28 protein-coding genes and 1 pseudogene are annotated in these 23702 nt (G+C 70.2%); 19 read left to right on the top strand and 10 right to left on the bottom strand.

From position 1 onward, the window contains the following. Window positions 1-66: 66 nt before the first annotated feature. From rpsF to rplI, 4 genes are all read left to right on the top strand, one after another. On the top strand, window positions 67-357 hold the full coding sequence (gene rpsF / locus ACZ7LB_RS05345; RefSeq protein WP_062188887.1) for a 30S ribosomal protein S6: 291 nt from the start codon (window positions 67-69) through the stop codon (window positions 355-357). Window positions 358-434: 77 nt separating this feature from the next. Continuing rightward, window positions 435-1031 carry a single-stranded DNA-binding protein gene (locus ACZ7LB_RS05350; RefSeq protein ID WP_471465474.1) on the top strand — a complete coding sequence of 199 codons (597 nt, stop codon included), beginning with the start codon at window positions 435-437 and terminating at the stop codon, window positions 1029-1031. A 43-nt stretch (window positions 1032-1074) separates the two neighbouring features. Continuing rightward, window positions 1075-1311: a 30S ribosomal protein S18 gene (gene rpsR, locus ACZ7LB_RS05355; protein ID WP_003949403.1), complete on the top strand. Its 237-nt coding sequence runs from the start codon at window positions 1075-1077 to the stop codon at window positions 1309-1311. 18 nt (window positions 1312-1329) lie between these two features. Further along, window positions 1330-1776, top strand: coding sequence for a 50S ribosomal protein L9 (gene rplI, locus ACZ7LB_RS05360; RefSeq protein ID WP_161229086.1), 447 nt, complete (start codon window positions 1330-1332; stop codon window positions 1774-1776). A 184-nt stretch (window positions 1777-1960) separates the two neighbouring features. Here the strand turns inward: rplI and ACZ7LB_RS05365 are convergent, their stop codons facing one another. Beyond that, window positions 1961-3298 (bottom strand): MATE family efflux transporter, encoded by a 1338-nt coding sequence (locus tag ACZ7LB_RS05365; protein ID WP_471465475.1) that lies wholly within the window; start codon window positions 3296-3298, stop codon window positions 1961-1963. Window positions 3299-3758: 460 nt separating this feature from the next. Between ACZ7LB_RS05365 and dnaB the strand changes: the two genes are divergently transcribed. From dnaB to ACZ7LB_RS05385, 4 genes and pseudogenes are all read left to right on the top strand, one after another. Then, complete coding sequence (dnaB, locus tag ACZ7LB_RS05370; protein WP_471465476.1) at window positions 3759-5237, top strand: replicative DNA helicase; 1479 nt, start codon at window positions 3759-3761, stop codon at window positions 5235-5237. Window positions 5238-5258: 21 nt separating this feature from the next. Next, window positions 5259-5764, top strand: a pseudogene (locus ACZ7LB_RS05375) (transposase); the annotation flags it as partial. Between the two features lie 162 nt (window positions 5765-5926). Further along, window positions 5927-6292, top strand: coding sequence for a hypothetical protein (locus ACZ7LB_RS05380; RefSeq protein WP_471465477.1), 366 nt, complete (start codon window positions 5927-5929; stop codon window positions 6290-6292). A gap of 32 nt (window positions 6293-6324) precedes the next feature. Next, entirely contained in the window at window positions 6325-6654 is a 330-nt protein-coding gene (locus ACZ7LB_RS05385; protein WP_471465478.1) for a hypothetical protein, read from the top strand. Window positions 6655-6740: 86 nt separating this feature from the next. Here ACZ7LB_RS05385 and ACZ7LB_RS05390 read toward each other — a convergent pair whose 3' ends face one another. Further along, window positions 6741-7043 carry a hypothetical protein gene (locus tag ACZ7LB_RS05390; RefSeq protein WP_471465479.1) on the bottom strand — a complete coding sequence of 101 codons (303 nt, stop codon included), beginning with the start codon at window positions 7041-7043 and terminating at the stop codon, window positions 6741-6743. A gap of 100 nt (window positions 7044-7143) precedes the next feature. Here ACZ7LB_RS05390 and ACZ7LB_RS05395 point away from each other — a divergent pair, with 100 nt between their 5' ends. From ACZ7LB_RS05395 to ACZ7LB_RS05415, 5 genes are all read left to right on the top strand, one after another. Continuing rightward, window positions 7144-7446 carry a hypothetical protein gene (locus ACZ7LB_RS05395; RefSeq protein WP_471465612.1) on the top strand — a complete coding sequence of 101 codons (303 nt, stop codon included), beginning with the start codon at window positions 7144-7146 and terminating at the stop codon, window positions 7444-7446. 79 nt (window positions 7447-7525) lie between these two features. Continuing rightward, window positions 7526-7906, top strand: a complete 381-nt coding sequence (locus ACZ7LB_RS05400) for a hypothetical protein (protein WP_471465480.1) — start codon at window positions 7526-7528, stop codon at window positions 7904-7906. Window positions 7907-8298: 392 nt separating this feature from the next. Continuing rightward, the gene (locus ACZ7LB_RS05405; protein ID WP_471465481.1) at window positions 8299-9684 is read left to right on the top strand and encodes a serine hydrolase domain-containing protein; all 1386 of its coding nucleotides are present in this window, start codon (window positions 8299-8301) and stop codon (window positions 9682-9684) included. Between the two features lie 56 nt (window positions 9685-9740). Then, window positions 9741-10622, top strand: coding sequence for an IS5 family transposase (locus tag ACZ7LB_RS05410; protein ID WP_471465482.1), 882 nt, complete (start codon window positions 9741-9743; stop codon window positions 10620-10622). A 52-nt stretch (window positions 10623-10674) separates the two neighbouring features. Continuing rightward, complete coding sequence (locus ACZ7LB_RS05415; RefSeq protein WP_471465483.1) at window positions 10675-11199, top strand: P-loop nucleotide/nucleoside kinase family protein; 525 nt, start codon at window positions 10675-10677, stop codon at window positions 11197-11199. A 155-nt stretch (window positions 11200-11354) separates the two neighbouring features. Here ACZ7LB_RS05415 and ACZ7LB_RS05420 read toward each other — a convergent pair whose 3' ends face one another. Continuing rightward, on the bottom strand, window positions 11355-11807 hold the full coding sequence (locus ACZ7LB_RS05420) for a GNAT family N-acetyltransferase (RefSeq protein ID WP_471465484.1): 453 nt from the start codon (window positions 11805-11807) through the stop codon (window positions 11355-11357). Window positions 11808-11916: 109 nt separating this feature from the next. Then, a complete protein-coding gene (locus ACZ7LB_RS05425) occupies window positions 11917-12396 on the bottom strand; it encodes a MarR family winged helix-turn-helix transcriptional regulator (RefSeq protein WP_471465485.1) in 480 nt (159 codons plus the stop codon). A gap of 140 nt (window positions 12397-12536) precedes the next feature. On the opposite strand from ACZ7LB_RS05425, the gene ACZ7LB_RS05430 reads away from it, so the two are divergent. Continuing rightward, a complete protein-coding gene (locus tag ACZ7LB_RS05430; RefSeq protein WP_471465486.1) occupies window positions 12537-13748 on the top strand; it encodes an MFS transporter in 1212 nt (403 codons plus the stop codon). A 69-nt stretch (window positions 13749-13817) separates the two neighbouring features. Here the strand turns inward: ACZ7LB_RS05430 and ACZ7LB_RS05435 are convergent, their stop codons facing one another. The 5 genes from ACZ7LB_RS05435 to ACZ7LB_RS05455 form a co-directional block, all read right to left on the bottom strand. Then, a complete protein-coding gene (locus ACZ7LB_RS05435; protein ID WP_471465487.1) occupies window positions 13818-14684 on the bottom strand; it encodes a GNAT family N-acetyltransferase in 867 nt (288 codons plus the stop codon). An 89-nt stretch (window positions 14685-14773) separates the two neighbouring features. Next, window positions 14774-15256 carry an NUDIX domain-containing protein gene (locus tag ACZ7LB_RS05440; protein WP_471465488.1) on the bottom strand — a complete coding sequence of 161 codons (483 nt, stop codon included), beginning with the start codon at window positions 15254-15256 and terminating at the stop codon, window positions 14774-14776. Window positions 15257-15588: 332 nt separating this feature from the next. Beyond that, window positions 15589-16767: a cystathionine gamma-lyase gene (locus ACZ7LB_RS05445; protein ID WP_471465489.1), complete on the bottom strand. Its 1179-nt coding sequence runs from the start codon at window positions 16765-16767 to the stop codon at window positions 15589-15591. Continuing rightward, window positions 16764-17252, bottom strand: coding sequence for a low molecular weight protein-tyrosine-phosphatase (locus tag ACZ7LB_RS05450; protein WP_471465490.1), 489 nt, complete (start codon window positions 17250-17252; stop codon window positions 16764-16766). The genes ACZ7LB_RS05445 and ACZ7LB_RS05450 overlap by 4 nt, the downstream gene beginning before the upstream one ends. A gap of 5 nt (window positions 17253-17257) precedes the next feature. Beyond that, window positions 17258-17635 carry a phage holin family protein gene (locus ACZ7LB_RS05455; RefSeq protein WP_471465491.1) on the bottom strand — a complete coding sequence of 126 codons (378 nt, stop codon included), beginning with the start codon at window positions 17633-17635 and terminating at the stop codon, window positions 17258-17260. A 59-nt stretch (window positions 17636-17694) separates the two neighbouring features. On the opposite strand from ACZ7LB_RS05455, the gene ACZ7LB_RS05460 reads away from it, so the two are divergent. From ACZ7LB_RS05460 to ACZ7LB_RS05475, 4 genes are all read left to right on the top strand, one after another. Continuing rightward, a complete protein-coding gene (locus ACZ7LB_RS05460; protein ID WP_471465613.1) occupies window positions 17695-18012 on the top strand; it encodes a cupin domain-containing protein in 318 nt (105 codons plus the stop codon). Between the two features lie 304 nt (window positions 18013-18316). Next, window positions 18317-18526 carry a DUF5326 family protein gene (locus ACZ7LB_RS05465; RefSeq protein ID WP_471465492.1) on the top strand — a complete coding sequence of 70 codons (210 nt, stop codon included), beginning with the start codon at window positions 18317-18319 and terminating at the stop codon, window positions 18524-18526. Between the two features lie 248 nt (window positions 18527-18774). Beyond that, a complete protein-coding gene (locus ACZ7LB_RS05470) occupies window positions 18775-19557 on the top strand; it encodes an IclR family transcriptional regulator (RefSeq protein WP_471465614.1) in 783 nt (260 codons plus the stop codon). Between the two features lie 111 nt (window positions 19558-19668). Beyond that, entirely contained in the window at window positions 19669-20106 is a 438-nt protein-coding gene (locus tag ACZ7LB_RS05475; protein ID WP_161229073.1) for an SsgA family sporulation/cell division regulator, read from the top strand. Window positions 20107-20183: 77 nt separating this feature from the next. Here ACZ7LB_RS05475 and ACZ7LB_RS05480 read toward each other — a convergent pair whose 3' ends face one another. Continuing rightward, complete coding sequence (locus ACZ7LB_RS05480; RefSeq protein ID WP_471465493.1) at window positions 20184-21626, bottom strand: YibE/F family protein; 1443 nt, start codon at window positions 21624-21626, stop codon at window positions 20184-20186. A 221-nt stretch (window positions 21627-21847) separates the two neighbouring features. Here ACZ7LB_RS05480 and thiC point away from each other — a divergent pair, with 221 nt between their 5' ends. Next, a complete protein-coding gene (gene thiC, locus ACZ7LB_RS05485) occupies window positions 21848-23689 on the top strand; it encodes a phosphomethylpyrimidine synthase ThiC (RefSeq protein WP_471465494.1) in 1842 nt (613 codons plus the stop codon). Window positions 23690-23702: the final 13 nt, after the last annotated feature.

Below are 23702 nucleotides of genomic sequence, written 5' to 3' on the forward strand. Positions count from 1 at the left end.
TACGCATCGCAACCCTCCTGCCACGGAACGACCGTGGCCGCTGAGTCCAAAGGAGGTGGGTTCCACATGCGTCACTACGAGGTGATGGTCATCCTCGACCCCGATCTCGAGGAGCGTGCTGTCTCCCCGCTGATCGAGAACTTCCTCTCTGTCGTCCGTGACGGCGGCGGAAAGGTCGAGAAGGTCGACACCTGGGGCCGTCGTCGTCTCTCGTACGAGATCAAGAAGAAGCCCGAGGGCATCTACTCGGTCATCGACCTGCAGGCCGAGCCTGCGGTCGTCAAGGAGCTCGACCGCCAGATGAACCTGAACGAGTCGGTCCTCCGGACCAAGGTCCTCCGTCCCGAGAACCACTGAGCCTCCTGGCTCGGTCGGTCCCGGGATCCGAGTAGCAGTACCAGCAGCCAGCAGCAAACCCGCCGAGAGGTTCCCCTATGGCAGGCGAGACCGTCATCACGGTCGTCGGCAATCTTGTCGACGACCCCGAGCTGCGCTTCACCCCGTCCGGTGCGGCCGTCGCGAAGTTCCGTGTCGCGTCGACCCCCCGCACCTTCGACCGCCAGACGAACGAGTGGAAGGACGGCGAGAGCCTCTTCCTGACCTGCTCGGTCTGGCGCCAGGCGGCGGAGAACGTCGCCGAGTCGCTCCAGCGAGGCATGCGCGTCATCGTGCAGGGCCGGCTGAAGCAGCGGTCCTACGAGGACCGTGAGGGCGTCAAGCGCACGGTCTACGAGCTGGACGTCGACGAGGTCGGCGCCAGCCTCCGCAACGCCACGGCCAAGGTCACCAAGACCTCGGGTCGCGGTGGCCAGGGAGGCCAGGGCGGCTACGGCGGCGGTGGCGGCGGCGGCCAGGGTGGCGGTGGCTGGGGCGGCGGCCCCGGTGGCGGCCAGCAGGGCGGCGGCGCACCGGCCGACGACCCGTGGGCGACCGGCGCTCCCGCCGGTGGCAACCAGGGCGGTGGCGGCTGGGGTGGAAACTCCGGCGGCGGCGGCGGTGGCGGCGGCTACTCGGACGAGCCCCCCTTCTAGGCGGGCCGTACCCCACACTTCTTGATCACACAGGAGATACACCATGGCGAAGCCGCCTGTGCGCAAGCCGAAGAAGAAGGTCTGCGCTTTCTGCAAGGACAAGGTCACGTACGTGGACTACAAGGACACGAACATGCTGCGGAAGTTCATTTCCGACCGCGGCAAGATCCGTGCCCGCCGCGTGACCGGCAACTGCACGCAGCACCAGCGTGACGTCGCCACGGCCGTCAAGAACAGCCGTGAGATGGCGCTGCTGCCCTACACGTCCACCGCGCGATAAGGGAAGGGTGACCGAATCATGAAGATCATCCTCACCCACGAGGTCTCTGGCCTCGGTGCCGCCGGCGACGTCGTCGACGTCAAGGACGGCTACGCGCGCAACTACCTGATCCCGCGGAAGTTCGCGATCCGCTGGACCAAGGGTGGCGAGAAGGACGTGGCGCAGATCCGCCGCGCCCGCAAGATCCACGAGATCCAGACCATCGAGCAGGCCAACCAGGTGAAGGCCCAGCTCGAGGGTGTGAAGGTCCGTCTGGCCGTCCGCTCCGGCGACGCCGGTCGTCTCTTCGGTTCCGTCACCCCGGCCGACGTCGCTTCGGCGATCAAGGCTGCCGGTGGTCCCGAGGTCGACAAGCGCCGCATCGAGCTGGGCTCGCCGATCAAGACCCTGGGTGCCTACGAGACGTTCGTCCGTCTGCACCCCGAGGTTGACGCCAAGGTCAGCATCGAGGTCGTCTCCGCCTGAGCCGTGCTCTCGCTGATGCGAGAGGGCTGACGCGGAAAAAAGGGGGCCGCATCCCTGCCGGGGTGCGGCCCCCTTCGCGTGGAGCCGTGTTTCACGTGAAACGTACGGTGGGAAACGACGCCGTGACCCTACGGGATGAGCCCGCACCCCGGCGGCCGTACGGCGCCGGAGGGTGGTGGGCCGGTCAGCGGGAGGCGCCGGTGACGAGCCAGCGGCCCGAACGGGTGCGCAGCCACAAGGTCAGCATCCGCACGGTCATCATCAGCGTCATGGCGGCCCACAGGGCGGTCAGCCCGCCGCCCAGGGTCGGTATCAGCAGCGCCACGGGGGTGAAGACGGCCAGGGTGAGCAGCATTGCCCAGGCGAGGTAGGGGCCGTCGCCCGCACCCATCAGCACGCCGTCCAGGACGAAGACCACTCCGCAGACCGGCTGGGTGAGTGCGACGATCACCAGGGCGGGCAGGGCGGCGTCCCTGACCGTGGAATCGCCCGTGAACAGGGGCAGCAGGGCGGGGCGGGAGAGCACGACGAGCACTCCGAGCGCGATGCCGACCGCGATGCCCCACTCGACCATCCTTCGGCACACATCGCGAGCCCCCCGGGCGTCACCGGCGCCCAGATGGCGCCCGATGATGGCCTGCCCGGCGATGGCGATGGCGTCCAGGGCGAAGGCGAGCAGGCTCCACAGGGAGAGGACGATCTGGTGCGCCGCGATGTCGGCGTCGCCCAGGCGGGCGGCCATGGCCGTGGTGATCATCAGGATCGCGCGGAGCGAGAGGGTGCGGACCAGCAGGGGAACACCCGCCTGTGCGGAGGCCCTGATGCCGGCGGCGTCCGGGCGCAACGAGGCGCCGTGTCTGCGCGCCCCGCGGATGACCACTCCGAGGTAGACGGCGGCCATGCCGCACTGGGCGATGACCGTGCCCCAGGCGGAACCGGCGATGCCGAGACCGGCGCCGTAGACCAGGGCGACATTGAGGACGGCGTTGGCGATGAACCCGGCGATGGCCACGTAGAGCGGGGTCCTGGTGTTCTGCAGGCCGCGCAGGACACCGGTCGCGGCGAGCACGACCAGCATGGCCGGGATGCCGAGGGCCGAGATCCTGAGGTAGGTGATGGCGTAGGGGGCCGCGGTGTCGGAGGCGCCGAAGAGGGCCACGAGCAACGGGGCGGTGGGCAGGACGGCGGCGATGACGGCGGCGCCGAGCAGCAGGGCCAGCCAGATCCCGTCCATGCCCTGGCGGATGGCGGACGGCAGGTCGCCCGCGCCGACCCGCCGGGCGACGGCCGCGGTGGTGGCGTAGGCGAGGAAGACGAAGACGCTGACGGCGGTCATCAGGAGCGCGGAGGCGATGCCGAGCCCGGCGAGCTGGGCGGTGCCGAGATGGCCGACGATCGCGCTGTCGGCCATGACGAAGAGGGGCTCGGCGACGAGTGCGCCGAAGGCGGGCACGGCCAGCGCGACGATCTCTCGGTCGTGCCGGCGCCGGGCGGACCGGGGGTGCGCGGGGGCCTGGGTCATGCGCACCAATCTAATCGTCCACAGGTAAGAGATGCAAAGGAATAGAGCCCCTTACTTTTCGACTCATCGCGCTCCGCGCCGCGCACCGTTCGACATGATCTTGATCCGCTCGGGAAAGTTTTTCTTCTGCACAGCCCGTGGATCGAAAACGTGCAGGTCAGGATGGTTCTCTTAAGGGGGTCGAGTGCTTGTTCACAGGGCTGTCCACCGGCTCGTGCACAGGTTTCGCGGGGTTCTCCACAGCATCTGGCCCGTCGTCCACATGGCCTGTGGATAACCAGATTGGCTGACGCTGCCCACGGGCCTACGGTGGTGCGGCGCCCGCTCCGTCCGCCGGTTGGTGAAACCGTCATAAAACCGACGCACCAGAACCGGAGTTGGGCGTCTTACTTGTCAGTGCCGTGCCGTAGAACTGAGGGGCACGGCGAGGTCCGCTCGGCGGACGGGAGGAGGTGGCTCGGTGAGCATTTCCGAGCCCTTGGACGACCCGTGGGCCGACAGCGGTCCCAGTGATCGTCTGCCCGCCTCCCGCCGCCGCGGCGACAGCGGCCGGGGCCGCGACGAGCGGCAGGAGCACGGCCGGGACACCGGGGCCTGGGACGACGGGGGCTCCTCCTTCGAGCGGGTTCCGCCGCAGGACCTGGAGGCCGAGCAGTCCGTCCTCGGCGGCATGCTGCTGTCGAAGGACGCCATCGCCGACGTCGTCGAGATCCTCAAGGGCCACGACTTCTACAAGCCGGCCCACGAGACGATCTACCAGGCCGTCCTGGACGTCTACGCCAAGGGCGAGCCGGCCGACCCCATCACCATCGCCGCGGAACTCACCAAGCGCGGCGAGATCAACAAGGTCGGCGGCGCCTCCTACCTGCACACCCTTGTCCAGACCGTGCCGACGGCCGCGAACGCGGCCTACTACGCGGAGATCGTGCACGAGCGGGCCGTGCTGCGCCGCCTGGTCGAGGCCGGCACCCGGATCACGCAGATGGGATACGCGGGCGACGACGACGTCGACGAGATCGTCAACCGGGCCCAGGCCGAGATCTACGCCGTCACCGAGCAGCGCACCAGCGAGGACTACCTGCCGCTCGGCGACATCATGGAGGGCGCGCTCGACGAGATCGAGGCCATCGGCTCGCGCAGCGGCGAGATGACCGGCGTGCCGACCGGCTTCACCGACTTCGACTCCCTCACCAACGGTCTGCACCCCGGTCAGATGATCGTCATCGCCGCCCGTCCCGCGATGGGCAAGTCGACGCTCGCGCTGGACTTCGCGCGGGCGGCCTCGATCAAGAACAACCTGCCCAGCGTCATCTTCTCGCTGGAGATGGGCCGCAACGAGATCGCGATGCGGCTGCTGTCCGCCGAGGCGCGGGTCGCCCTCCACCACATGCGGTCCGGGACCATGACCGACGACGACTGGACCCGGCTGGCCCGCCGCATGCCGGACGTCTCGGCCGCCCCGCTCTACATCGACGACTCCCCGAACCTGTCGATGATGGAGATCCGCGCCAAGTGCCGCCGTCTCAAACAGCGCAACGACCTCAAGCTGGTCGTCATCGACTACCTCCAGCTCATGCAGTCCGGCGGTTCCAAGCGCGCCGAGAGCCGCCAGCAGGAGGTCTCGGACATGTCCCGCAACCTCAAGCTCCTGGCCAAGGAACTGGAGGTCCCGGTCATCGCGCTCTCCCAGCTCAACCGTGGCCCCGAGCAGCGCACCGACAAGAAGCCGATGGTCTCCGACCTGCGTGAGTCCGGCTCCATCGAGCAGGACGCCGACATGGTCATCCTGCTCCACCGCGAGGACGCGTACGAGAAGGAGTCCCCCCGCGCGGGCGAGGCGGACCTGATCGTCGCCAAGCACCGTAACGGCCCGACGGCCACGATCACGGTGGCTTTCCAGGGCCACTACTCCCGCTTCGTGGACATGGCCCAGACGTGAGCGGACGCTCGTGTAGGTCTCGGCCATCAGCTCCTGGCCCTGCTCAAGCAGTTGGACGCCGCCCGCGAGGCCGCGGATGATCTCGCGGAGGCGGCCCAGCAGCGTTTCACCAGCACGCCGACAGTGAGATCCTGCTCAGCTTCCCGGGCCTCGGGGCCATGCTCGGGGCTCGTGTACTCGCCGAGCTGGGCGATGACCGGGCACGGTTCGCCGACGCCCGGGCGCTGAAGCCGTACGCCGGATCCGCGCCCGTCACCCGGGCCTCCGGAAAGAAGCGCTTCGTCGGCCGCCGGTTCGTCAAGAACAACCGCCTCATCAACGCCGGCTCCCACTGGGCCTTTGCCGCCCTCACCGCTTCACCCGGAGCCAACGCGCACTACCGGCCTCGACGCGACCACGGAGACTGGCACGCCGCCGCGCAACGGCACTTGCTGAACCGCTTCCTCGGCCAGTTCCATCACCGCCTCAAGACTCGGCAGTTCTTCGACGAACAACGCGCCTTCGCATCGCTCCGCCAGGCGCCTGCGCGACTGTGGTCCGGGCCTCCCACATTGCCGGATTCCGGAAGGCAGCCGCTCCAGCCATCTGCCGTGCCCTGCAGATGAGGTGCCGGACCCGGACTGCCATGATGCTGACCAGGGGCGGCCTTGGCGCTGGGAACCGCATGACGTGAGAAGAGTGTGGCGCGAATGCTCGGGATCCAGACCGATGCGTTGGACACGGCTGGGGGAGTGTTCATGACGGCCGTGGCCCTGGGCTGTACGTGGTTGGGCGGGCGGGCCGTGCTCCGTCCGCACCGGCCGCCGCAGCCGATCGGGGGCCCCGTATGGGTGGCCCGCGCCTGGGGTCTCGCCTATGTGCTGCTGGGCATCGGTATGGCTGGCAAGATGACGACCATGCTGGCCGGCAAGGACCAGGCTTGGCCGATGGCCGTGCTCCACTGGGCTGCCGGACCGCTCCTGCTCTTCTCGGTGACCGCGGCAGGCGTGTCCCAGTGGCGAGCGCGCCGTCGGGCCGGTGGCGCCGTCAGCGGACGGCATGGACGGCACAAGTGAAGCGGCCCGTGTCCTGGAGTGAGGCGGCACTCGTGAGCGCCGTCTGCTGGACGGTCAGCGGGCTGGGATACGGAGTACTCGCCGCCCTCGACGAGCCGCAGCTGTCCGCTGCACCCCTGATTGGCATGGGCCTGGCCCAATGGTTCTTTGCGTATCACCGCTGCTGGCGTGCCGGTGTCGCGGCGTGCCTCGCGGGGTTCGTCGTGCTGTTCGGGCTCGTGGACATCCTGCGGCCGGGCCTGGGCCGGTACGTGGCGGATGCCCTGGCCACGGGGGCCGCGTCGACGGTCGCCCTGTCCATCTTCACCCTGGTCGATCGCGCAAGTGGACGCCGCCGTGGCGCGGCAGGCCGACCCTGGTAACTCGGCTCCATCCACCAGCTTGACTCCTTGCCCCCTGAGATGTCTTTGAGCGCTCGGACGTGCGAGCCGTCCACGGCGCAGTTCGGTCAGCAGAGCGGCGTGCAGGCGTGGCCGGACACCGGCCTCGGTCCAGTCCCGCACCGGCCCCCTGCCGCCTCTCCGGTCCCCTCCCACTTCCTCATCAGCCGGTCCACCTCGGCGAGGGTGAAGATCGTCGTACTCCAGCGAGAGCCATCGGGAAGGTGAACCTCGACATCCACCTTGCAGACCTCATCGAGCACCTCGTCAGGGCTCGGGAGGAACAGAGCCTCGAACCCTTCGGCGAGGACACGGTAATAGGGACCTTCCCATCCGGCGCCGGTCTGCAGTTCGCTCGTCGTGGTGGTCACAGCAGGAGCATCCCAGTGGTCCGGATGACGATCCACAAGAATTGGACACCGCAGCGGCTGGCGCGCAGATAGCCGCCATCATGGGCTCGTGAAGACATGGATGCGCTGCTACTGGGACGAGGAAGACGTCTGGTTCTCCTTCGAGGTCGACGCTGAGGGTTGGGTGACCCGGCAGATCGAGCTCGAAGGGTCTGGGCTGACCCCGATGGCAGCCGCCTCCCTTGCCGAATTGCAGCAAGCCCGCGACGCAGGCCGACTCGACGAGTACGACAGCAGGTACGGGATCACAGCAGAACTCCCCGTCTCTGAGTGGGAAGGCCACGATCCGGAGGAGCTGACCTCCGTCGAGTTCGAGGAGGTCTGGGACTCCGCGCGTCGACAGATCGCAGCTCGGCCGTCGTGATCATTCGCTGGGCGCGGACAGTCGTTTGCCGCTCCCGCCCCGACCGCTCGATCATGGAAGTCTTGACCGAGGAGGCTTCGTGGGGTTGTGCCGGTTTCCCGGCGACGGTGACCTCACCAGCCCGGACGTCAGCCGGTCCTACTCCGGCTTCAAGGCCTTCCGCCGACGCTTGGCGCAGGCCGAGGGGTTCACACTGCCGGACATGTGGGGTTTCGGTGGGGACAGGCAAAGGAGCGAGATCACATCGACGCTTGAGCCCCTGCTTGACCATCCTGACGATGATGGTGATCCATCTGCTGCCGACTGCACCAGGGTCCTGCCCCGGCTGGCCGAGATCATCACGGAATGGGAGGCCGGGGAAGGTGACCCCACTCTCTGGCGGCACATCGAGGATGCCCGACAGCTTGTGATCGTATTGAAGGTCTGCGTCGACTCGAACGTTGAACTGCTCTTTGGGTGACCTTGGGGAGACCTCGGCTGCGAGCCGCGGTGGCTGCGAGGAAATGACACGGCCGTGGGACAGAACGCCGGCCAACCCGCGTGAGACACCGCTAAGACCTGCAGATCACAGCGTCGCGTTATGACACCGAAAGCGAGAACCACAGCTCGCGCGGTCCGCGGTGGTCCTGCTGCCCGGTCGTGTTTCCGTCGGCTCGAACGCGGTGGTCCGGGCCTTCTCCGGTACCGGAGGTGGCGAGGCGCATCGTGGGCCGCCGGTCGGCGGACCGTGTCACGGACCGGGCCGGCAGGTCGTGTGCCGCTGCGGGGCGCCTTTCCGGGGCGGCCCGGGGAACCGGCCAATGCGGGTGAATGCGCTCGACAGGGCGGGACCGCTCCAGGTGGACTGAGGGCATGACCTCACCTCAGGAAGAGCTGCTCCCCGGCACCCGACGGGCGCTGCTGCACCGGATCGCCGTCGCCCAGGCCGAAGGACGGGCCCCCTCGCTGGCCGCGGCGGTCGTCCGGGGCGGGCGGACCGTGTGGCGCGGTGCGCGGAGCGCGATGGGCGGGCCGGCCCCGGACGAGAACACGCAGTACCGGATCGGCTCCATCACCAAGACCTTCACCGCCGTCCAGGTGCTGCGGCTGCGTGACGAGGGCCTGCTCGACCTCGGTGACCCGCTGGAGAAGCACCTGCCCGGCACCGGCGTCGGCCGCGCCACCGTCGCCGACCTGCTCGCGCACACCGGAGGGCTCGCCGCGGAGTCGCCCGGGCCCTGGTGGGAGCGCACGCCCGGAACCCTCCGTCCCGAACTGGCGGACGTGCTCGGCGAACGCCCCCTGCTGCACCCGGTGGGCCGTCGGCACCACTACTCCAACCCCGGCTACACCCTGCTCGGCGCGCTGATCGAGAAGCTGCGCGGTGCGCCCTGGGAGGACGTGCTGCGGCAGGAGGTACTGATTCCGCTGGGCCTGGACCGTACGGCCGGGAAGCCGTCGGCGCCGTATGCCGACGGCTGGGCGGTGCACCCCTGGGCCGACGCGCTGCTGGCCGAGCCCGTCGAGGACCTGGGACGGATGGCCCCGGCGGGCCAGCTCTGGTCCACCACCGCCGACCTCGCCCGATTCGCCGTCTTCCTGGCACACGGGGACGACGGGGTGCTGAGCGCGGAGAGCGTCCGGGAGATGCGGACCCCGGCGGCCCCCGCCGAGATCGGCGATCTCGTGGACACCTCGTCGTACGGGCTCGGCCTCCAGATCCACGCCTGGAGCGGACGGCTGCTCGTGGGCCACTCGGGTTCCCTGCCCGGCTTCGTCGCCAACCTGAGCATCGGGATCGAGGACGACGTGGCGGCGGTGGTGCTGGCCAACTGCACCTCGGGGCCGCTGCCCGCCGCGGTGGGCGCCGAACTGGTGAGGATCGTCGCCGAGGCGGAGCCGCGCATCCCCGAACCGTGGAGTCCCCTGCCGGAGGTCGATACGGCGGTGCTGGAGCTGGCGGGGCAGTGGTACTGGGGAACGCAGGCCTTCGCGCTGCGCCTGCTGCCCGACGGGGCCGTCGCCCTGGAGCCCCTGTCGGGCACCGGCCGCCGCTCGCGCTTCCGGGCCGCCGGGGACGGCACCTGGACCGGGCTGGAGGGTTACTACGCCGGGGAGACGCTGCGGCCCGTGCGGCGCCAGGACGGTTCCGTGAGCCATCTGGACCTCGGGTCCTTCGTGTTCACCCGTCAGCCGTACGACGACGGGACCTCGGTGCCGGGCGGCGTGGACACCGAGGGCTGGCGAGGAGTCCGCTAGGGCCTGTCCGGCGGATCATGTGACGGTCGCCTCGCGTCGGGACCATTCTTCGGTTCGTGGGGCGGGGTGATCTGACGAATGACGAGTGGGCGCGACTTGCGCCCCATCTACCGAAGACGGGCGGCCGGGGTGGGCGTTGGAACGACCACCGAACAGTGATCAACGGGATCCTGTTCCGGGTCCGCACGGGACTCCCGTGGCGGGATCTGCCGAACTGGTTCGGGAACTGGAAGACGGTCTATGAGCGTCATCGCCGCTGGTCGGCGGACGGCACCTGGGATCGGATCCTGCAAGCCGTCCAGGCAGATGCCGATGCCCGGGGCCGGATCGACTGGAGCATGGTGAGCGTGGACTCCACCTCGTGCCGAGCCCATCAGCACGCTGCCGGGGCTTCGCGCAGGACGCCGCGAGTTCCGAAGCGGAGATCAACACCTCGGCAACACCGCTCCGACGAAGGGCTCGGCCGTTCACGGGGCGGTCTGACATCCAAGATCCACCTTGCCGGGGAAGGCGGCCTCCGCCCTCTGGCGCTGCTGGTCACTCCTGGTCAGTGGGGCGACAGCCCACAGCTGATCCCTGTCCTCGAACGCATCCGGGTCAAGCGCCTCGGCGGCGGGCATCCACGGACCCGTCCCGACCACTTGGGCGGCGATAAGGCATACAGCTCCCGCCGAAATCGCCGCTACCTGCGCAGACGCCAGATCAAACACACCATCCCGGAACCGAAGGACCAGCGGGCCAACCGCAGGCGCCGAGGAAGCCGAGGAGGCCGGCCAGCAGGCTTCGACAAGGAGAGATACAAGCGCCGCAACGAGGTCGAGCGCACGATCAACCGGCTCAAGCAATCCCGCGCCGTGGCTACGCGCTACGACAAGCGCGTCTTCGTCTTCCACGGCACTGTCACCGTGGCTTCCGTCCGCCTGTGGCTCCGCTCGTGATCGGGCAGAAAAACGGTGGCTACCTGATTGGCTTCCCTGCCACGATCTGGGTGTGACCACGTTGTTCCTGATGGTCGGCCTGCCAGGGGCCGGGAAGACCACGCGGGCCCGACAGCTCGCCGTGGAGCACGGCGCGCTGCGTCTGACGCCCGACGACTGGATGATTCCCCTGTTCGGCGAGGCGGAGGCCGACGGGAAGCGCGACGTGCTGGAGGGGCGCATGCTCTGGCTCGCCCTGGAGGCGGTCAGACTGGGCACCAACGTCGTCGTGGACTACGGCTGCTGGTCACGGGACGAACGCTCTGCGATCCGCTGGCTGGTGGAGGCCGAGAAGGCATGCTTCCGCATGGTCTACCTGCCGGTGGACGAGGAGACCCAACGCGCCCGTATCGCCCACCGCTGGGCGACCACCCCCGAAGAGACACTGCCGGTGTCCGAGGCCGACATCCTGCACGGGCGCGCGCATTTCGAAGAGCCCGACGCAGCGGAGCTGGAAAGCCCCAGGGTCGCCGGCCCGCCGCCCGGGTGGGTCGACTGGCGGAAGTGGGCCGCCGACCGGTGGCCCTCGTTCGCGTGACCGCTGCGGCCCACGACGACTCAGCCGTACTAGGCGTGCCCTGCACCGGCCCGAAATGATCCGCCGGACAGGCCCTAGCCCGTAGCCCGTAGCCCGTAGCCCGGGGTGTCCCGTTTCACGTGAAACGGGACACCCCGGGCGCATGTCCAGCGCCTTCAGAGCCCCAGCTTGAAACCGGTGTGCGAGGCCGTGAAGCCGAGCCGCTCGTAGAAGCGGTGGGCGTCGGCGCGGGTCCGGTCGGAGGTCAGTTGCACCAGTTGGCATCCCTGGCGGCGAGACTCGGCGATCGCCCATTCGATGAGCAGGGTGCCCAGACCGTTGCCCCGTTCGTCGGCGTGGACGCGCACGGCCTCGATGACCGACCGGACGGTGCCGCGGCGGGAGAGCCCGGGGATGATCGTCAGCTGGAGCGTGCCCACGACGCGCCCGTCGCGGACCACGACCGGGAGGAGCTGGTTCGGGTCGCCGCTGAGCCGCTCGAACGCGGTCAGATAGGGGGCGAGGTCGTCCGGTGACTCGCGCTGCGCGCCCAGCGGATCGTCGGCGAGCAGGGCGACGACGGCGGGGATGTCGTCCCTGGCGGCGGGCCGTATCTCGAAATCTGCCATGACGGCACCCTAGGGCGTCCTCCACCCCGCACAGGGTGGTGCGCACCTGCCCGGCCCCGCGGCACGATCCGGGTGGAGGCCTCGGGACGACGGCGCGGGGTGCCTCGGCCTATGCCGGGGTCGGCTGGCCCGGAACGGGGGCCTTGAGGGTTTCCACTGCCCGGACGAGCGGGGCCAGTTCGGGGTCCTCGGCCGCTTCGTCCAGGGCCCGGCGCAGGGCGGAGTCGTTGGTGGGCCGCGCCTGCTCCAGGAGGGTCAGGCCCGCCGGGGTGACGTTGGTGTAGATGCCGCGCCGGTCGGTGGGGCACAGATAGCGCTCCAGCAGCCCGCGGTCCTCCAGCCGGGTGACCAGACGTGTGGTGGCGCTCTGGCTGAGGACCACGGCGTCGGCGACCTGCTTCATCTGCAGATGTCCCCCGTCTCCGTCGTACTGCCTGCTGAGCACGTCGAGCAGGGAGTACTCCCGCACGCTCAGGTCGTGTCCGCTCTGGAGGGCGCGCTCGACGTGGCCCTCGATCCTCCCGTGGAGCAGGGAGAGGGCGCACCAGCCCTGGGACAGGGCAGTGAGCGCGGGGTCCGTCGCCGTCATGGTCCGATCCTCCGTTCCCGGGTCGCTGCGTCCAGGATAGACCAGCTCCACAAGTGCCCGCGATTGCACATAGAGCGCGTCTGCAATTATTGTCGGTGCGAGCAATGAGCTACGGCAATCTTTTGAGAAGGTGCACACCCATGCCTCTGGCGCTTCTGGCCCTCGCGATCGGGGCCTTCGGGATCGGGACGACCGAGTTCGTGATCATGGGCCTGCTGCCCGAGGTCGCGAACAGCTACGGGGTCTCCATCCCCACCGCGGGTCTGCTGGTGACGGGCTACGCGCTCGGCGTGATGTTCGGAGCCCCGCTGATGACCGCGCTCGGCACCAGAGTGCCGCGCAAGCGGATGCTGATGCTGCTGATGGGCCTGTTCATCGTCGGCAATCTGCTCTCCGCGCTGGCGCCCGCCTTCGGCGTCATGCTGGCCGGCCGGATCGTCGCCTCGCTGGCCCACGGGGCCTTCTTCGGCATCGGATCGGTGGTCGCGGCCGATCTGGTCGCCCCGGAGCGGAAGGCCGGCGCGATCGCGATGATGTTCACCGGTCTGACCACGGCCAATGTCATCGGGGTTCCGCTCGGCACGTTCCTGGGGCAGTCGGCCGGCTGGCGCGTCACCTTCGGCCTCGTCGCCGCGCTCGGCGTGGTCGGGCTGGTCGGGGTCGCCAAGCTGGTGCCCGACCTGCCCCGGCCGGAGGGCGTGCGGCTGCGGCACGAACTGGCGGCCCTCGGCAACGTCCAGGTCCTGCTCGCGATGGCGATGACCGTCCTCGGTTTCGGCGGTGTCTTCGCGGCCATCACCTACATCGCGCCGATGATGACGGATGTCGCGGGCTTCGCCGGTTCCTCGGTGACCTGGCTGCTGGTCCTCTTCGGCCTCGGCATGGTCGGCGGCAACCTCGTCGGCGGCCGATTCGCCGACCGGGCGCTGATGCCGATGCTGTACGTCTCCCTGGGCGCGCTCTCCGTCGTCCTCGCGCTCTTCACGCTCACCGCGCATGACAGGATCGCGGCGGCCGTGACGGTCTTCCTGATCGGTGCCTTCGGCTTCGCCACGGTCCCGCCGCTGCAGAAGCGTGTCCTGGACCACGCGCACGGTGCGCCGACGCTGGCCTCGGCCCTGAACATCGGCGCCTTCAACCTGGGCAACGCCCTGGCGGCCTGGCTCGGCGGCCTCGTCATCGCGGCCGGCCACGGCTACACCGCGCCCAACTGGGTCGGTGCCGGTCTGGCCGCCGCGGCCCTGGCCGTCGCGGTCGTCTCCGCCGCCCTCGAACGCCGCGACGGCGCACGCGGCACGGTGACCGCGGGCGCCCCTCCGGTGCGGCCCCGGGCGGCGACCACCCACCACTGAGCACGCGTGGGCCCGCCCACCGTGCCGAAGATCCGGCCGGTGGGCGGGCCGTCGCGGTGCCGGAACTGGTCAGCCCGCCGCCACCGTCACCGGAGCGAAGCGCCGCGCCGCGTCCCCGGGCAACCGGGTGGTCCCGTACGCCATGACCGAGTTGACGGCGACGGTCGTGAGTCCGCGCTCCTTGACCCAGGCCAGCAGGTCCTCGTGCCGTACATCGATGTCGGTGCGCAGCGGCCGGTCGACGCGCGCCGCGAGGGAGGCCGTCAGTGCCTTGGCGGTCCCGGTGTCGCGGGCGATCAGCGGCCCCACGACATGGGTGTCCATGTTGGGCCAGGCGGCGGCGTAGCCGGTGATCCGGCCGCCCTCCTCGGCGACGTGCAGATGGTCGGCGAAGGCGGGGAGCCGGGTGATGACATGGGTGCGGTCGGAGCCGAACACCTCCCCGTCGAGCCGGAGGACCGCCGCGATGTCCTCCGCGGTGGCGGGGCGCGTGCAGACCCGGGTGCCGACGGGGTCCGGGACGAAGCGTCCGCGGACCATCTCCGCCCGGCCGGTGGTCTTGAAACCCAGTTCCTCGTAGAGGGGACGGCCCTTCGGAGTCGCGTGCAGGGTCAGGGGAGTGGTGCCCAGCTCCGCCATGACATGGTGCATCAGCCGCCGTCCGACACCCTGGCGGGCATGGCGCTCGGCGACCAGGACCATGCCGATGGCCGCGAGGTCGGGGCGCCCGGGGGTGCCGTACTCGGTGACGGTGCAGGCGGCCACGAGTCCGCCCTCGGGGTCGTCGATGCCGTAGCCCTGGGCCGCGGTGAGGAGGAAGGCCCATTTGTGTTCCTCACGCGGCCACCCCCGGTTCTCGGACAGGTCGGCGCAGAGGGCCAGGTCGCGGAGGGTCAGACGGCGGATCGGCAGGGAAGCGAGCGAAAGAGTCGGCACGCAGGTCAGGCTGTCCGAAGGAGACAGCCCGCGTCCACCTCATTCCCCAAGTACGCGAGAGCTCTTGGCCACATCCCGGCGGCGCGGGGTCAGCCGAGGTCGGGGGCGTGCAGGGCGCGCACTCCCTCGATGTTGCCGTCCAGGTAATGGCGCAGCGACAGCGGCACGAGATGCACGGAGGCGATCCCCACCCGGGTGAACGGCACCCGGACGATCTCGTACTCACCGAGCGGTTCGTCGATCTCGGGGCCGTGCCGCAGGGCGGTGTCCATGGACTCCAGACGGCAGACGAAGAAGTGCTGCACCTTCACCCCGGTCGCGCCGCCGTCGTCCCCGATGTGCTCCACCGTGTCGACGAAGCAGGGGACCACGCCGGTGATCTTGGCGCCGAGTTCCTCGTACACCTCGCGGTGCAGGGCGTCGACGACGGTGCCGTCCCCGCGCTCGACCCCGCCTCCGGGAGTGACCCAGTAGGGGTCGACGCCGGGCTTGGTGCGCTTGATCAGGATGAGGTCGTCACCGGCCAGGAGTACGGCGCGGGCGGTGCGCTTGACCACGGGTCGGACGGTCATGGTGGGAATGTGGCCCGGCTGGTTCCACGTGAAACATCGGGCGCCGTCATCGGTCCCGATCACCGGAGGTCGCGGTGGGGTCGGGGCCATGGGGCGCGCCTTCTCTCCGGGCGCCGCCCGGCCGCTCACCGTGCCGGTCCCCGGGTCCGCCGCCGACCGCTGTCCGGAGGGGCGACAGTCGTTGACACCCGGTCAACCGGGCGTGTCCGAGCCGTTGTTCACCCGGGTCTCGCGGGGGCGGTCCCAGCCCTGGGGAACAGGCTCGAACCGTTCCCCGCGAGGCGCCTGTCCGTGGTGCTCGGGAGCCGGCCGTGGCGGAGGGGACGGAGGGATCAGCGCGCCGACTCCTCCAGGGCGCGCAGCAGATCGGCCACCAGGTCCCCGGGGTCCTCGGCACCCACCGAGAGGCGGACGAAGCCCTCGGGCACCGCGTCACCGCCCCAGCGTCCGCGCCGCTCGGCCGTGGAGCGCAGCCCGCCGAAGCTCGTCGCCTCGTCCACGAGCCGCAGCGCGCCGAGGAACCGCTCGGCCCGCGCCCGGGAGGGCAGCGTGAACGACACGACGCAGCCGTAGCCGCGCATCTGGCGGGAGGCGACCTCGTGGGAGGCGTCGCCGGGCAGTCCCGGGTAGCGCAGTCCCGTCACGTCGGGGTGCCGGCGCAGTGTCTCCGCGACGCTCAGCGCGGTGGCGTTCTGCCGCTCCACCCGCATCTGGAGCGTGGCGATCGACCGGTGGGCGAGCCATGCCTCCATGGGACCCGGAATGGTGCCCATGACCTTGCGCCAGTCCGCCACGGCCTGCATGGCGCCACTCCGGGACCCGGCGACGTAGCCCAGCAGGACGTCACCGTGGCCGGTGAGCTGCTTGGTGCCGCTGGCGACGACGAAGTCCGCGCCCAGCTCCAGCGGACGCTGGCCGAGAGGCGTGGCCAGCGTGTTGTCGACGGCGACCAGGGCGCCCCCCGCGTGGGCCGCGTCGGCGAGCCGCCGGATGTCGCAGACGTCGAGCCCGGGGTTGGACGGCGTCTCGATCCAGAGCAGCTTCGCCCCCTCCAGGACGCCGAGCTGGGCGTCCCCGCCGGTCGGCGCGGTGCGGACCTCGACTCCGTACGCCTCCAGCCGGGCCCGCACCTGGGGGAGCGCCTGGTAGCCGTCGTCGGGCAGGACGACCGCGTCACCGGCGCGCACCTGGGAGAACAGGACGGAGGTGATCGCCGCCATGCCCGAGGGGAACACGAGCGCGGTGACGTCGTCCCGTCCGGGCGCCTCCAGCTCGCCGATGGCGTCCTCCAGCCGGGTCCACGTCGGGTTCTCGTGCCGTCCGTAGGTGTACGGGCCGGTGGGCTCGCCCGGGAGGTGGAAGTGGGCGGCGAACACCGGTCCGGGCAGGGTCGGTTCGTAGGCGACGGGCTCGGGCAGTCCCGCGCGCACCGCGCGGGTGCCCTCACCGGGTCCGGAGGCCACGGGGCCCGCTGCCGGGACGGGTCCGCCACCGGCGGCCGAATCGTTCATGCCGCTCGTCCTTCCATCTGTTCGCGTACGGCGGCGAGCAGCGGGATGCTCGCCGCCTCCACCATCGTGAGGCACTCCTCGAAGCCTTCCGTGCCGCCGTAGTACGGGTCCGGTACGTCGGGATCACCGGCGTCGGGGTCGTAGGAGCGCAGCAGCCGGATCTTGGCCGCGTCCCGCTCCGTGGGGGCGAGCCGCCGCAGGGCCTCGAGATGGCTCGCGTCGAGTGCGAGGACCAGGTCGAGGCGGGAGAACCAGGACGGCTGGAACTGCCGGGCCGTGTGCTCCGGGCGGTAGCCGTTCTCCTCCAGGACGGCCACGGTGCGCGGGTCGGCGCCCTCGCCCTCGTGCCAGCCGCCCGTTCCGGCGCTGTCGGCGGTGATCAGGTCCTCCAGCCCGGCCTCCTCGACCCGCGCGCGGAAGACGGCCTCGGCCATCGGGGAGCGGCAGATGTTGCCCGTGCACACGAAACAGACGCGGTAGGTCATCGTCCTCAGTCCTCGTCGGGCAGGAACGCGTTCAGGGCCCAGGAGACGATCGAGATGATCAGACCGCCCAGCACGGCGGTCCAGAAGCCCTCCACGTGGAAGCTCAGGTCGAGCTTGCCGGCCAGCCAGGAGGTGAGCAGCAGCATGAGGGCGTTGACGATCAGTGTGAACAGACCGAGGGTCAGGATGAACAGCGGGAAGGTCAGCACCTGGACGAGGGGCTTCACCAGGAGGTTCACCAGGCCGAAGACCACGGCGACCAGGATCAGCGTGCCCGCCTTCTTCCCGGTGCTGCCGCCGGTCAGGGTGATCTTGTCCAGCAGCCATACGGCGACGGCGAGGGCCCCCGCGTTGGCGATCGTCTTGACTACGAAATTCTTCATGTGTCTGATCGTGGCAGACACGATCGGAAATGAACCGTGAGGCAGGGACGGACAAGGCGATGAAGGCATTCCGGCTGGACGAACTGGAGGCGGAGCGTGCCGCCAACGACGGCGCCTATCTGCAGTTCCTGCGGGAGCGGAACATGTCGGTCGGTCTCTACGCCCTGGACGCGGGCACGGCCGACCCGCAGCAGCCGCACCAGCAGGACGAGGTGTACTTCGTGGTGAGCGGCCGGGCCGCGATCACCGTCGGGATGGAGACCACCGAGGTGGCCAGGGGCAGCGTGGTGTACGTGCCGGCCGGGGTGCCGCACAAGTTCCGCCACATCAGCGAGGACCTGAAGGTGCTGGTGGTGTTCTCGCCGCCCGAGGGCTGAGGGCGGTCCGGGGGATCCCCGCCGGACCCGGGGATCCCCCGGGAGAGGTCTTCCGCACCGGTTCACGGCGGCGCCCCGCCCGTCCCGCGCACCCGTCCCGCGCATCCGCCCACCGTGTCACCGGACGCCCCCTAGGGGACGGGTCAGGGGGAGACAAGGGGTGCGGGAGCCCCACCGGGGCGCCCTTGGCCATAGCATCGATGGTGCGGGGAATCAGAGGATTCCCGGCATCCCGGGCCCATAGGGCCGCCGGGACACCGACGGACCCGGCACGCGCGCGGGCGGAGAGGTAAGGACGAGGGCGATGCGAGAGATCTTCACGGGACTGCCGTGGTGGGTGAAGTGGGTCGCGGTGCCGGTCATCGCCCTGGTCGTGTTCGGTGGGCTGATCGCCAGCGTGGTCGGCTTCGTGGTCGGGCTGCTCTTCAAGGTGCTGATCTTCGTCGCCCTGGTCGGCGGTCTGGTCTACCTCGTCCGCCGCTTCATGTCGAGCTCATCGGGTGGCGGCTGGTGAACCCCGGGGGACACCGGTGGAAGTGACCACCACCGGTTCCCTCGCGAGGGGGAAGTTTCTCCGACAGGGGGTACGCAAACGGTGACCGAAGGTTAGAGTCCGGAACTCCACGCGGGGGCGACCCCGCGAGCGGCGTACTCCGTCCCGTGCGCTGAGCACGGGCTGCCCACCTCGCGTTCCGGGAGTCACCCTTGGTCACGGCCGACACAGCAGGCGTTCCGGTGCACACGCTCCCTGTGCAGCCCCAGATGTCACCGCCGAAGCCCGGGGCACCCTCCCCGCCGCCGGCGACCCTCATCGGCTCCGTGCAGCGCGCCATGCGCCTCCTGGAATGCGTCGCCGGCCATCCCTACGGGGCCCCCGCCAAACAGCTCGCCCGGGAGACGGGGCTGGCGCTGCCCACCGCCTACCACCTGCTGCGCACCCTGGTGCACGAAGGGTATCTGCGGCGCGACAAGGGCCTGTTCTTCCTGGGGGACGCCGTCGAGCGGCTGAGCAGCGGCGGAGCGGTGCAGAAACGTCGCGGCACGATCGCCGAGATGCTCGCCCGCTGGCGTGATGCCATCGGTGTGCCGGTGTACTACGCCGTGTACCGCGACGGTGAGATCGACGTCGTCTGCGTCTCGGAGACCCCCGCCCGTCCCGCGGTCGCGGAGCGGGCCGACTTCCGTGAGACCGGACACGCGCACGCCATCGGGCAGTGCCTCCTGTCGCGGCTGGACCGGGACGCGCGGCGCGATCACCTCGCCCGGCATCCGGTGCACCCCCTGACCCCGTACACGGTGCGTGACGACCGCGCCCTGCTGGACCGGCTGGAACGCCTCGAAGGGGCGGCGACGGTGACGGAGCGGCAGGAGTACGCCCTGGGCACGGTCTGCGCGGCCCTCCCGGTCACCGTGGGGGCCACGATCGCCTCGGTGGCCATCTCCCTGCCCGTGCACCAGGCCGACCGGCTGCTGCCCACGGCGCAGCGACTGCAGCATGAACTGAGCCGACTGCTGGGGTCGCTCGCACTCTCTATCACTATGTGAAAACTAACTCCTTGTGATCTGGTGTGTACGTTCAGCAAGATGCCTCCAGTGTAAGAGGTTGTGTAAGAGGTTTGATTCCCGGCCAGTCGACGGCGAATGACGGGGTAGGCAATGGGCGAGTCGGTACAGGCAGAGGTCATGATGAGTTTTCTCGTGTCCGAGGAGCTCTCGTTCCGCATCCCGGTGGAACTGCGCTATGAGACCCGTGATCCGTATGCCGTACGGCTGACCTTCCACCTTCCCGGGGACGCCCCGGTGACCTGGGCCTTCGGCCGGGAGCTGCTGGTGGACGGTGTGGGCATGCCGTGCGGTGACGGGGACGTGCGGATCGCGCCCGTCGATCCGGAGCCGCTTGCCGAGGTGATGATCCGGCTTCAGGTCGGCAGCGACCAGGCGCTGTTCCGTTCGTCGGCGGCACCTCTGGTGGCCTTCCTCGACCGCACGGACAAGCTGGTTCCCCTGGGGCAGGAAGGGGCGCTCGCCAATCTGGACACGCACCTCGACGAGGCCCTGGACCGCATCCTGGCCGAGGAGCAGAGCGCCGGCTGAACCGTTACGGCTGCCGCCGTGCCGCCCGGGGCGCGACGACGCCGCCCGCGGGCGGCACCCGGTGCGGTGGCCGGGGATCAGCGCTTGCGGCGCCGGCCCCGCCCGCTCCGGCCCCGCCCCGCCGCGCGGACGCCCGCGGCGGGCCCGGGGCCCGTCCGGTCGGCCGAGACGACCAGGGCCGCGAGGGCCGTGGTCACCGGCACCGAGGCCACGAGGCCGATCGATCCGACCAGCGTGCGGACGATCTCCTCCGCGACCAGTTCGCTGTTGGCGACCACCCCCACACTGCTCTGCGCGATCGAGAACAGCAGCAGCAGGGGCAGCGCGGCACCCGCGTAGGCGAGGACGAGGGTGTTGACGACCGACGCGATGTGGTCGCGGCCGATGCGGATGCCCGCCCGGTACAGCCCCCGCCAGCCCAGCGCGGGATTGGCCTCGTGCAGTTCCCACACCGCCGAGGTCTGGGTCACCGTCACATCGTCGAGGACGCCGAGCGATCCGATGATGACCCCGGCGAGCAGCAGACCGCTCATGTCGATCGCCGGATACAGCCCGTGGATGAGACCGGTGCCGTCGTCGGTGTTGCCCGTGAGGGCGGCCCAGCCGATGAACAGGGAGCCCAGCACCCCGATCAGCAGCAGTGAGGCCAGCGTGCCCAGGACCGCGACCGAGGTGCGGGCCGACAGGCCGTGGCACAGGTACAGCGCGATCAGCATGATGGCGCTGGACCCGATCACCGCGACCAGCAAGGGGTTCGACCCCTGGAGGATCGCGGGCAGGATGAAGAAGTTCAGCAGCAGGAAGCTGATGGCCAGGGAGACCAGTGCCATCAGCCCCCGGAGCCGGCCGACCACCACCACGGCCAGCGCGAAGATCCCGGCGAGCAGGGACAGGGGCAGCCGCCGGTCGACGTCGATCACCGAGTACTGCAGGTCGTGCGGTGCGGTGGGCACGTAGGCGACGACCACGTGCTGGCCCTGGTGCAACTGCCGGGTCTGGTCCGGCCGTACGGTCTCGGTGAACGTACGGCCCTTGTCCCCGCCGGTGTCGACACGGATCGTGGCCCGTTTGCAGAGGCCCTTCTCCTTCCGGGCGGGGGAGGGGTCCGGCGCGGCGGCGGTGCCACCGGCCGGGGCGGCACCCGGGGTGCCGACGGAGGCGCAGCTCAGGCTCTCCAGGGCGGTCACCGTGGCCTGCTGCGTCTGCCGGTCGAAGCCGACGCCGGTGTGCTGGTGCGCGGGCGTCCCGGCCGGCCAGAGCGCCACGAGTCCGACGAGCACCGCGGCGGTGAACGGGATGAGCACCGCCGCGATGACCTTGCGCAGATGCCGGGAGACGGGTGCCGCCGGGCCATGGCTGTGCCCATGGCCGTGACCGGTGCCGTGCGTCTGCCCGTGTCTGTGGTCCCGGGCGGGCACGTGGCCGGGGGCGTCTGCCCGCCCCGGTGCGTGTCCGTGGTCCGCCGTGTCGTCGGCGGTCGCCGTGCGGCCCGGCTCTGAGGGGTGTCGCGTCCTGGTCACCGACCGATCATCGCAAGAGCGAAGGGGCCCCTCTGGTCACCGCGCCCGAAGGGGCGCTAGCGTGGAGGCACCTTTGTACACGCGGGAGCTCGGAGCACCGGGCTGAGAGGGCGCTGACCTCCGTCCCAGCGATGTTTCACATGAAACGTCGACGGACGGACACCGCTGCGTCGACCGCCGAACCTGTTACCGGGTAATGCCGGCGTAGGGAGATAGGTCTCATGACCATCAAGGACGCGCGCACGCCTGCCTCCACGCAGGACTCCACGCGGGAAGCCGCCCAGCAGGGGCCTTCCGCTCGGGAGACCACCGCGGAGAACGGGAAGTCCATCGGCTGGCACAAGGCGTATGTCGAGGGCTCGCGCCCCGATCTGCGGGTGCCGGTCCGTCAGGTGCACCTCACCAACGGGAAGTCGGTCACGCTGTACGACACCTCGGGCCCGTACACCGACCCGCTCGTCGAGACGGATGTCCGCCGGGGCCTGGAGCCGCTGCGGGAGAACTGGATCACCGCCCGCGGCGACACCGAGGAGTACGCGGGCCGCCCGGTCCGCCCCGAGGACGACGGGATCAAGCACACCTCCCCGCGCGGGGGACTGCGCAACCTGGACGCGGTCTTCCCGGGCCGCCCCCGCCAGCCGCGCCGGGGCCGCGACGGACGGGCGGTGACGCAGCTCGCGTACGCCCGCCGGGGCGAGATCACGCCCGAGATGGAGTACGTGGCCGTCCGGGAGAACGTGGCACCCGAAGTGGTCCGGGAGGAGATCGCGGCGGGCCGTGCCGTGCTGCCGGCCAACGTCAACCACCCGGAGATCGAGCCGATGATCATCGGCAAGCGGTTCCTGGTGAAGGTCAACGCCAACATCGGCAACTCGGCGGTGACCTCCTCCATCGAGGAGGAGGTGGAGAAGATGACCTGGGCGACCCGCTGGGGCGCCGACACGGTCATGGACCTCTCCACCGGCCGCAACATCCACACCACCCGTGAGTGGGTGCTGCGCAACTCCCCCGTCCCCATCGGCACCGTGCCGCTCTACCAGGCCCTGGAGAAGGTCGACGGCCGGGCCGAGGAGCTGAGCTGGGAGATCTACAAGGACACCGTCATCGAGCAGGCTGAGCAGGGCGTGGACTACATGACCGTCCACGCGGGCGTCCGCCTGGCGTATGTGCCGCTGACGGCGAACCGCAAGACCGGCATCGTCTCGCGCGGCGGCTCGATCATGGCGGCCTGGTGTCTGGCGCACCACAAGGAGTCCTTCCTCTACGAGCACTTCGAGGAGCTGTGCGAGATCCTCGCCTCCTACGACGTGACGTACTCCCTCGGCGACGGCCTGCGGCCCGGCTCCATCGCCGACGCCAACGACGAGGCGCAGTTCGCCGAGCTGCGCACGCTCGGTGAGCTCAACACCGTCGCCAAGCGCCATCAGGTGCAGACCATGATCGAGGGCCCGGGACACGTCCCGATGCACAAGATCAAGGAGAACATCGACCTCCAGCAGGAGATCTGCGAGGAGGCGCCGTTCTACACGCTGGGCCCGCTGACCACGGACATCGCACCGGCGTACGACCACATCACCTCCGGCATCGGGGCCGCGATGATCGCGTGGTGGGGCACCGCCATGCTCTGCTACGTCACGCCCAAGGAGCATCTGGGCCTGCCCAACCGCGACGACGTCAAGACCGGTGTGATCACCTACAAGATCGCCGCGCACGCCGCCGACCTGGCCAAGGGGCATCCGGGCGCGCAGGAGTGGGACGACGCGCTGTCGGACGCGCGGTTCGAGTTCCGGTGGGAGGACCAGTTCAACCTGGCCCTCGACCCGGACACGGCACGGGAGTTCCACGACGAGACGCTGCCCGCGGAGCCCGCCAAGACCGCCCACTTCTGCTCGATGTGCGGGCCGAAGTTCTGCTCGATGAAGATCAGCCAGAGCATCACGGAGCGGTTCGGCGGTGCGTCGGCCGAAGGCGCCTCGGCCGAGGAGGTCGCCGAGGGGATGCTGCGGAAGTCGAAGGAGTTCGCCGCGGGCGGCAACCGCGTGTACCTCCCGCTGGCCGACTGACGCTCCGGCCCAC

This window comes from Streptomyces sp. NPDC107521 (genome assembly GCF_055598485.1).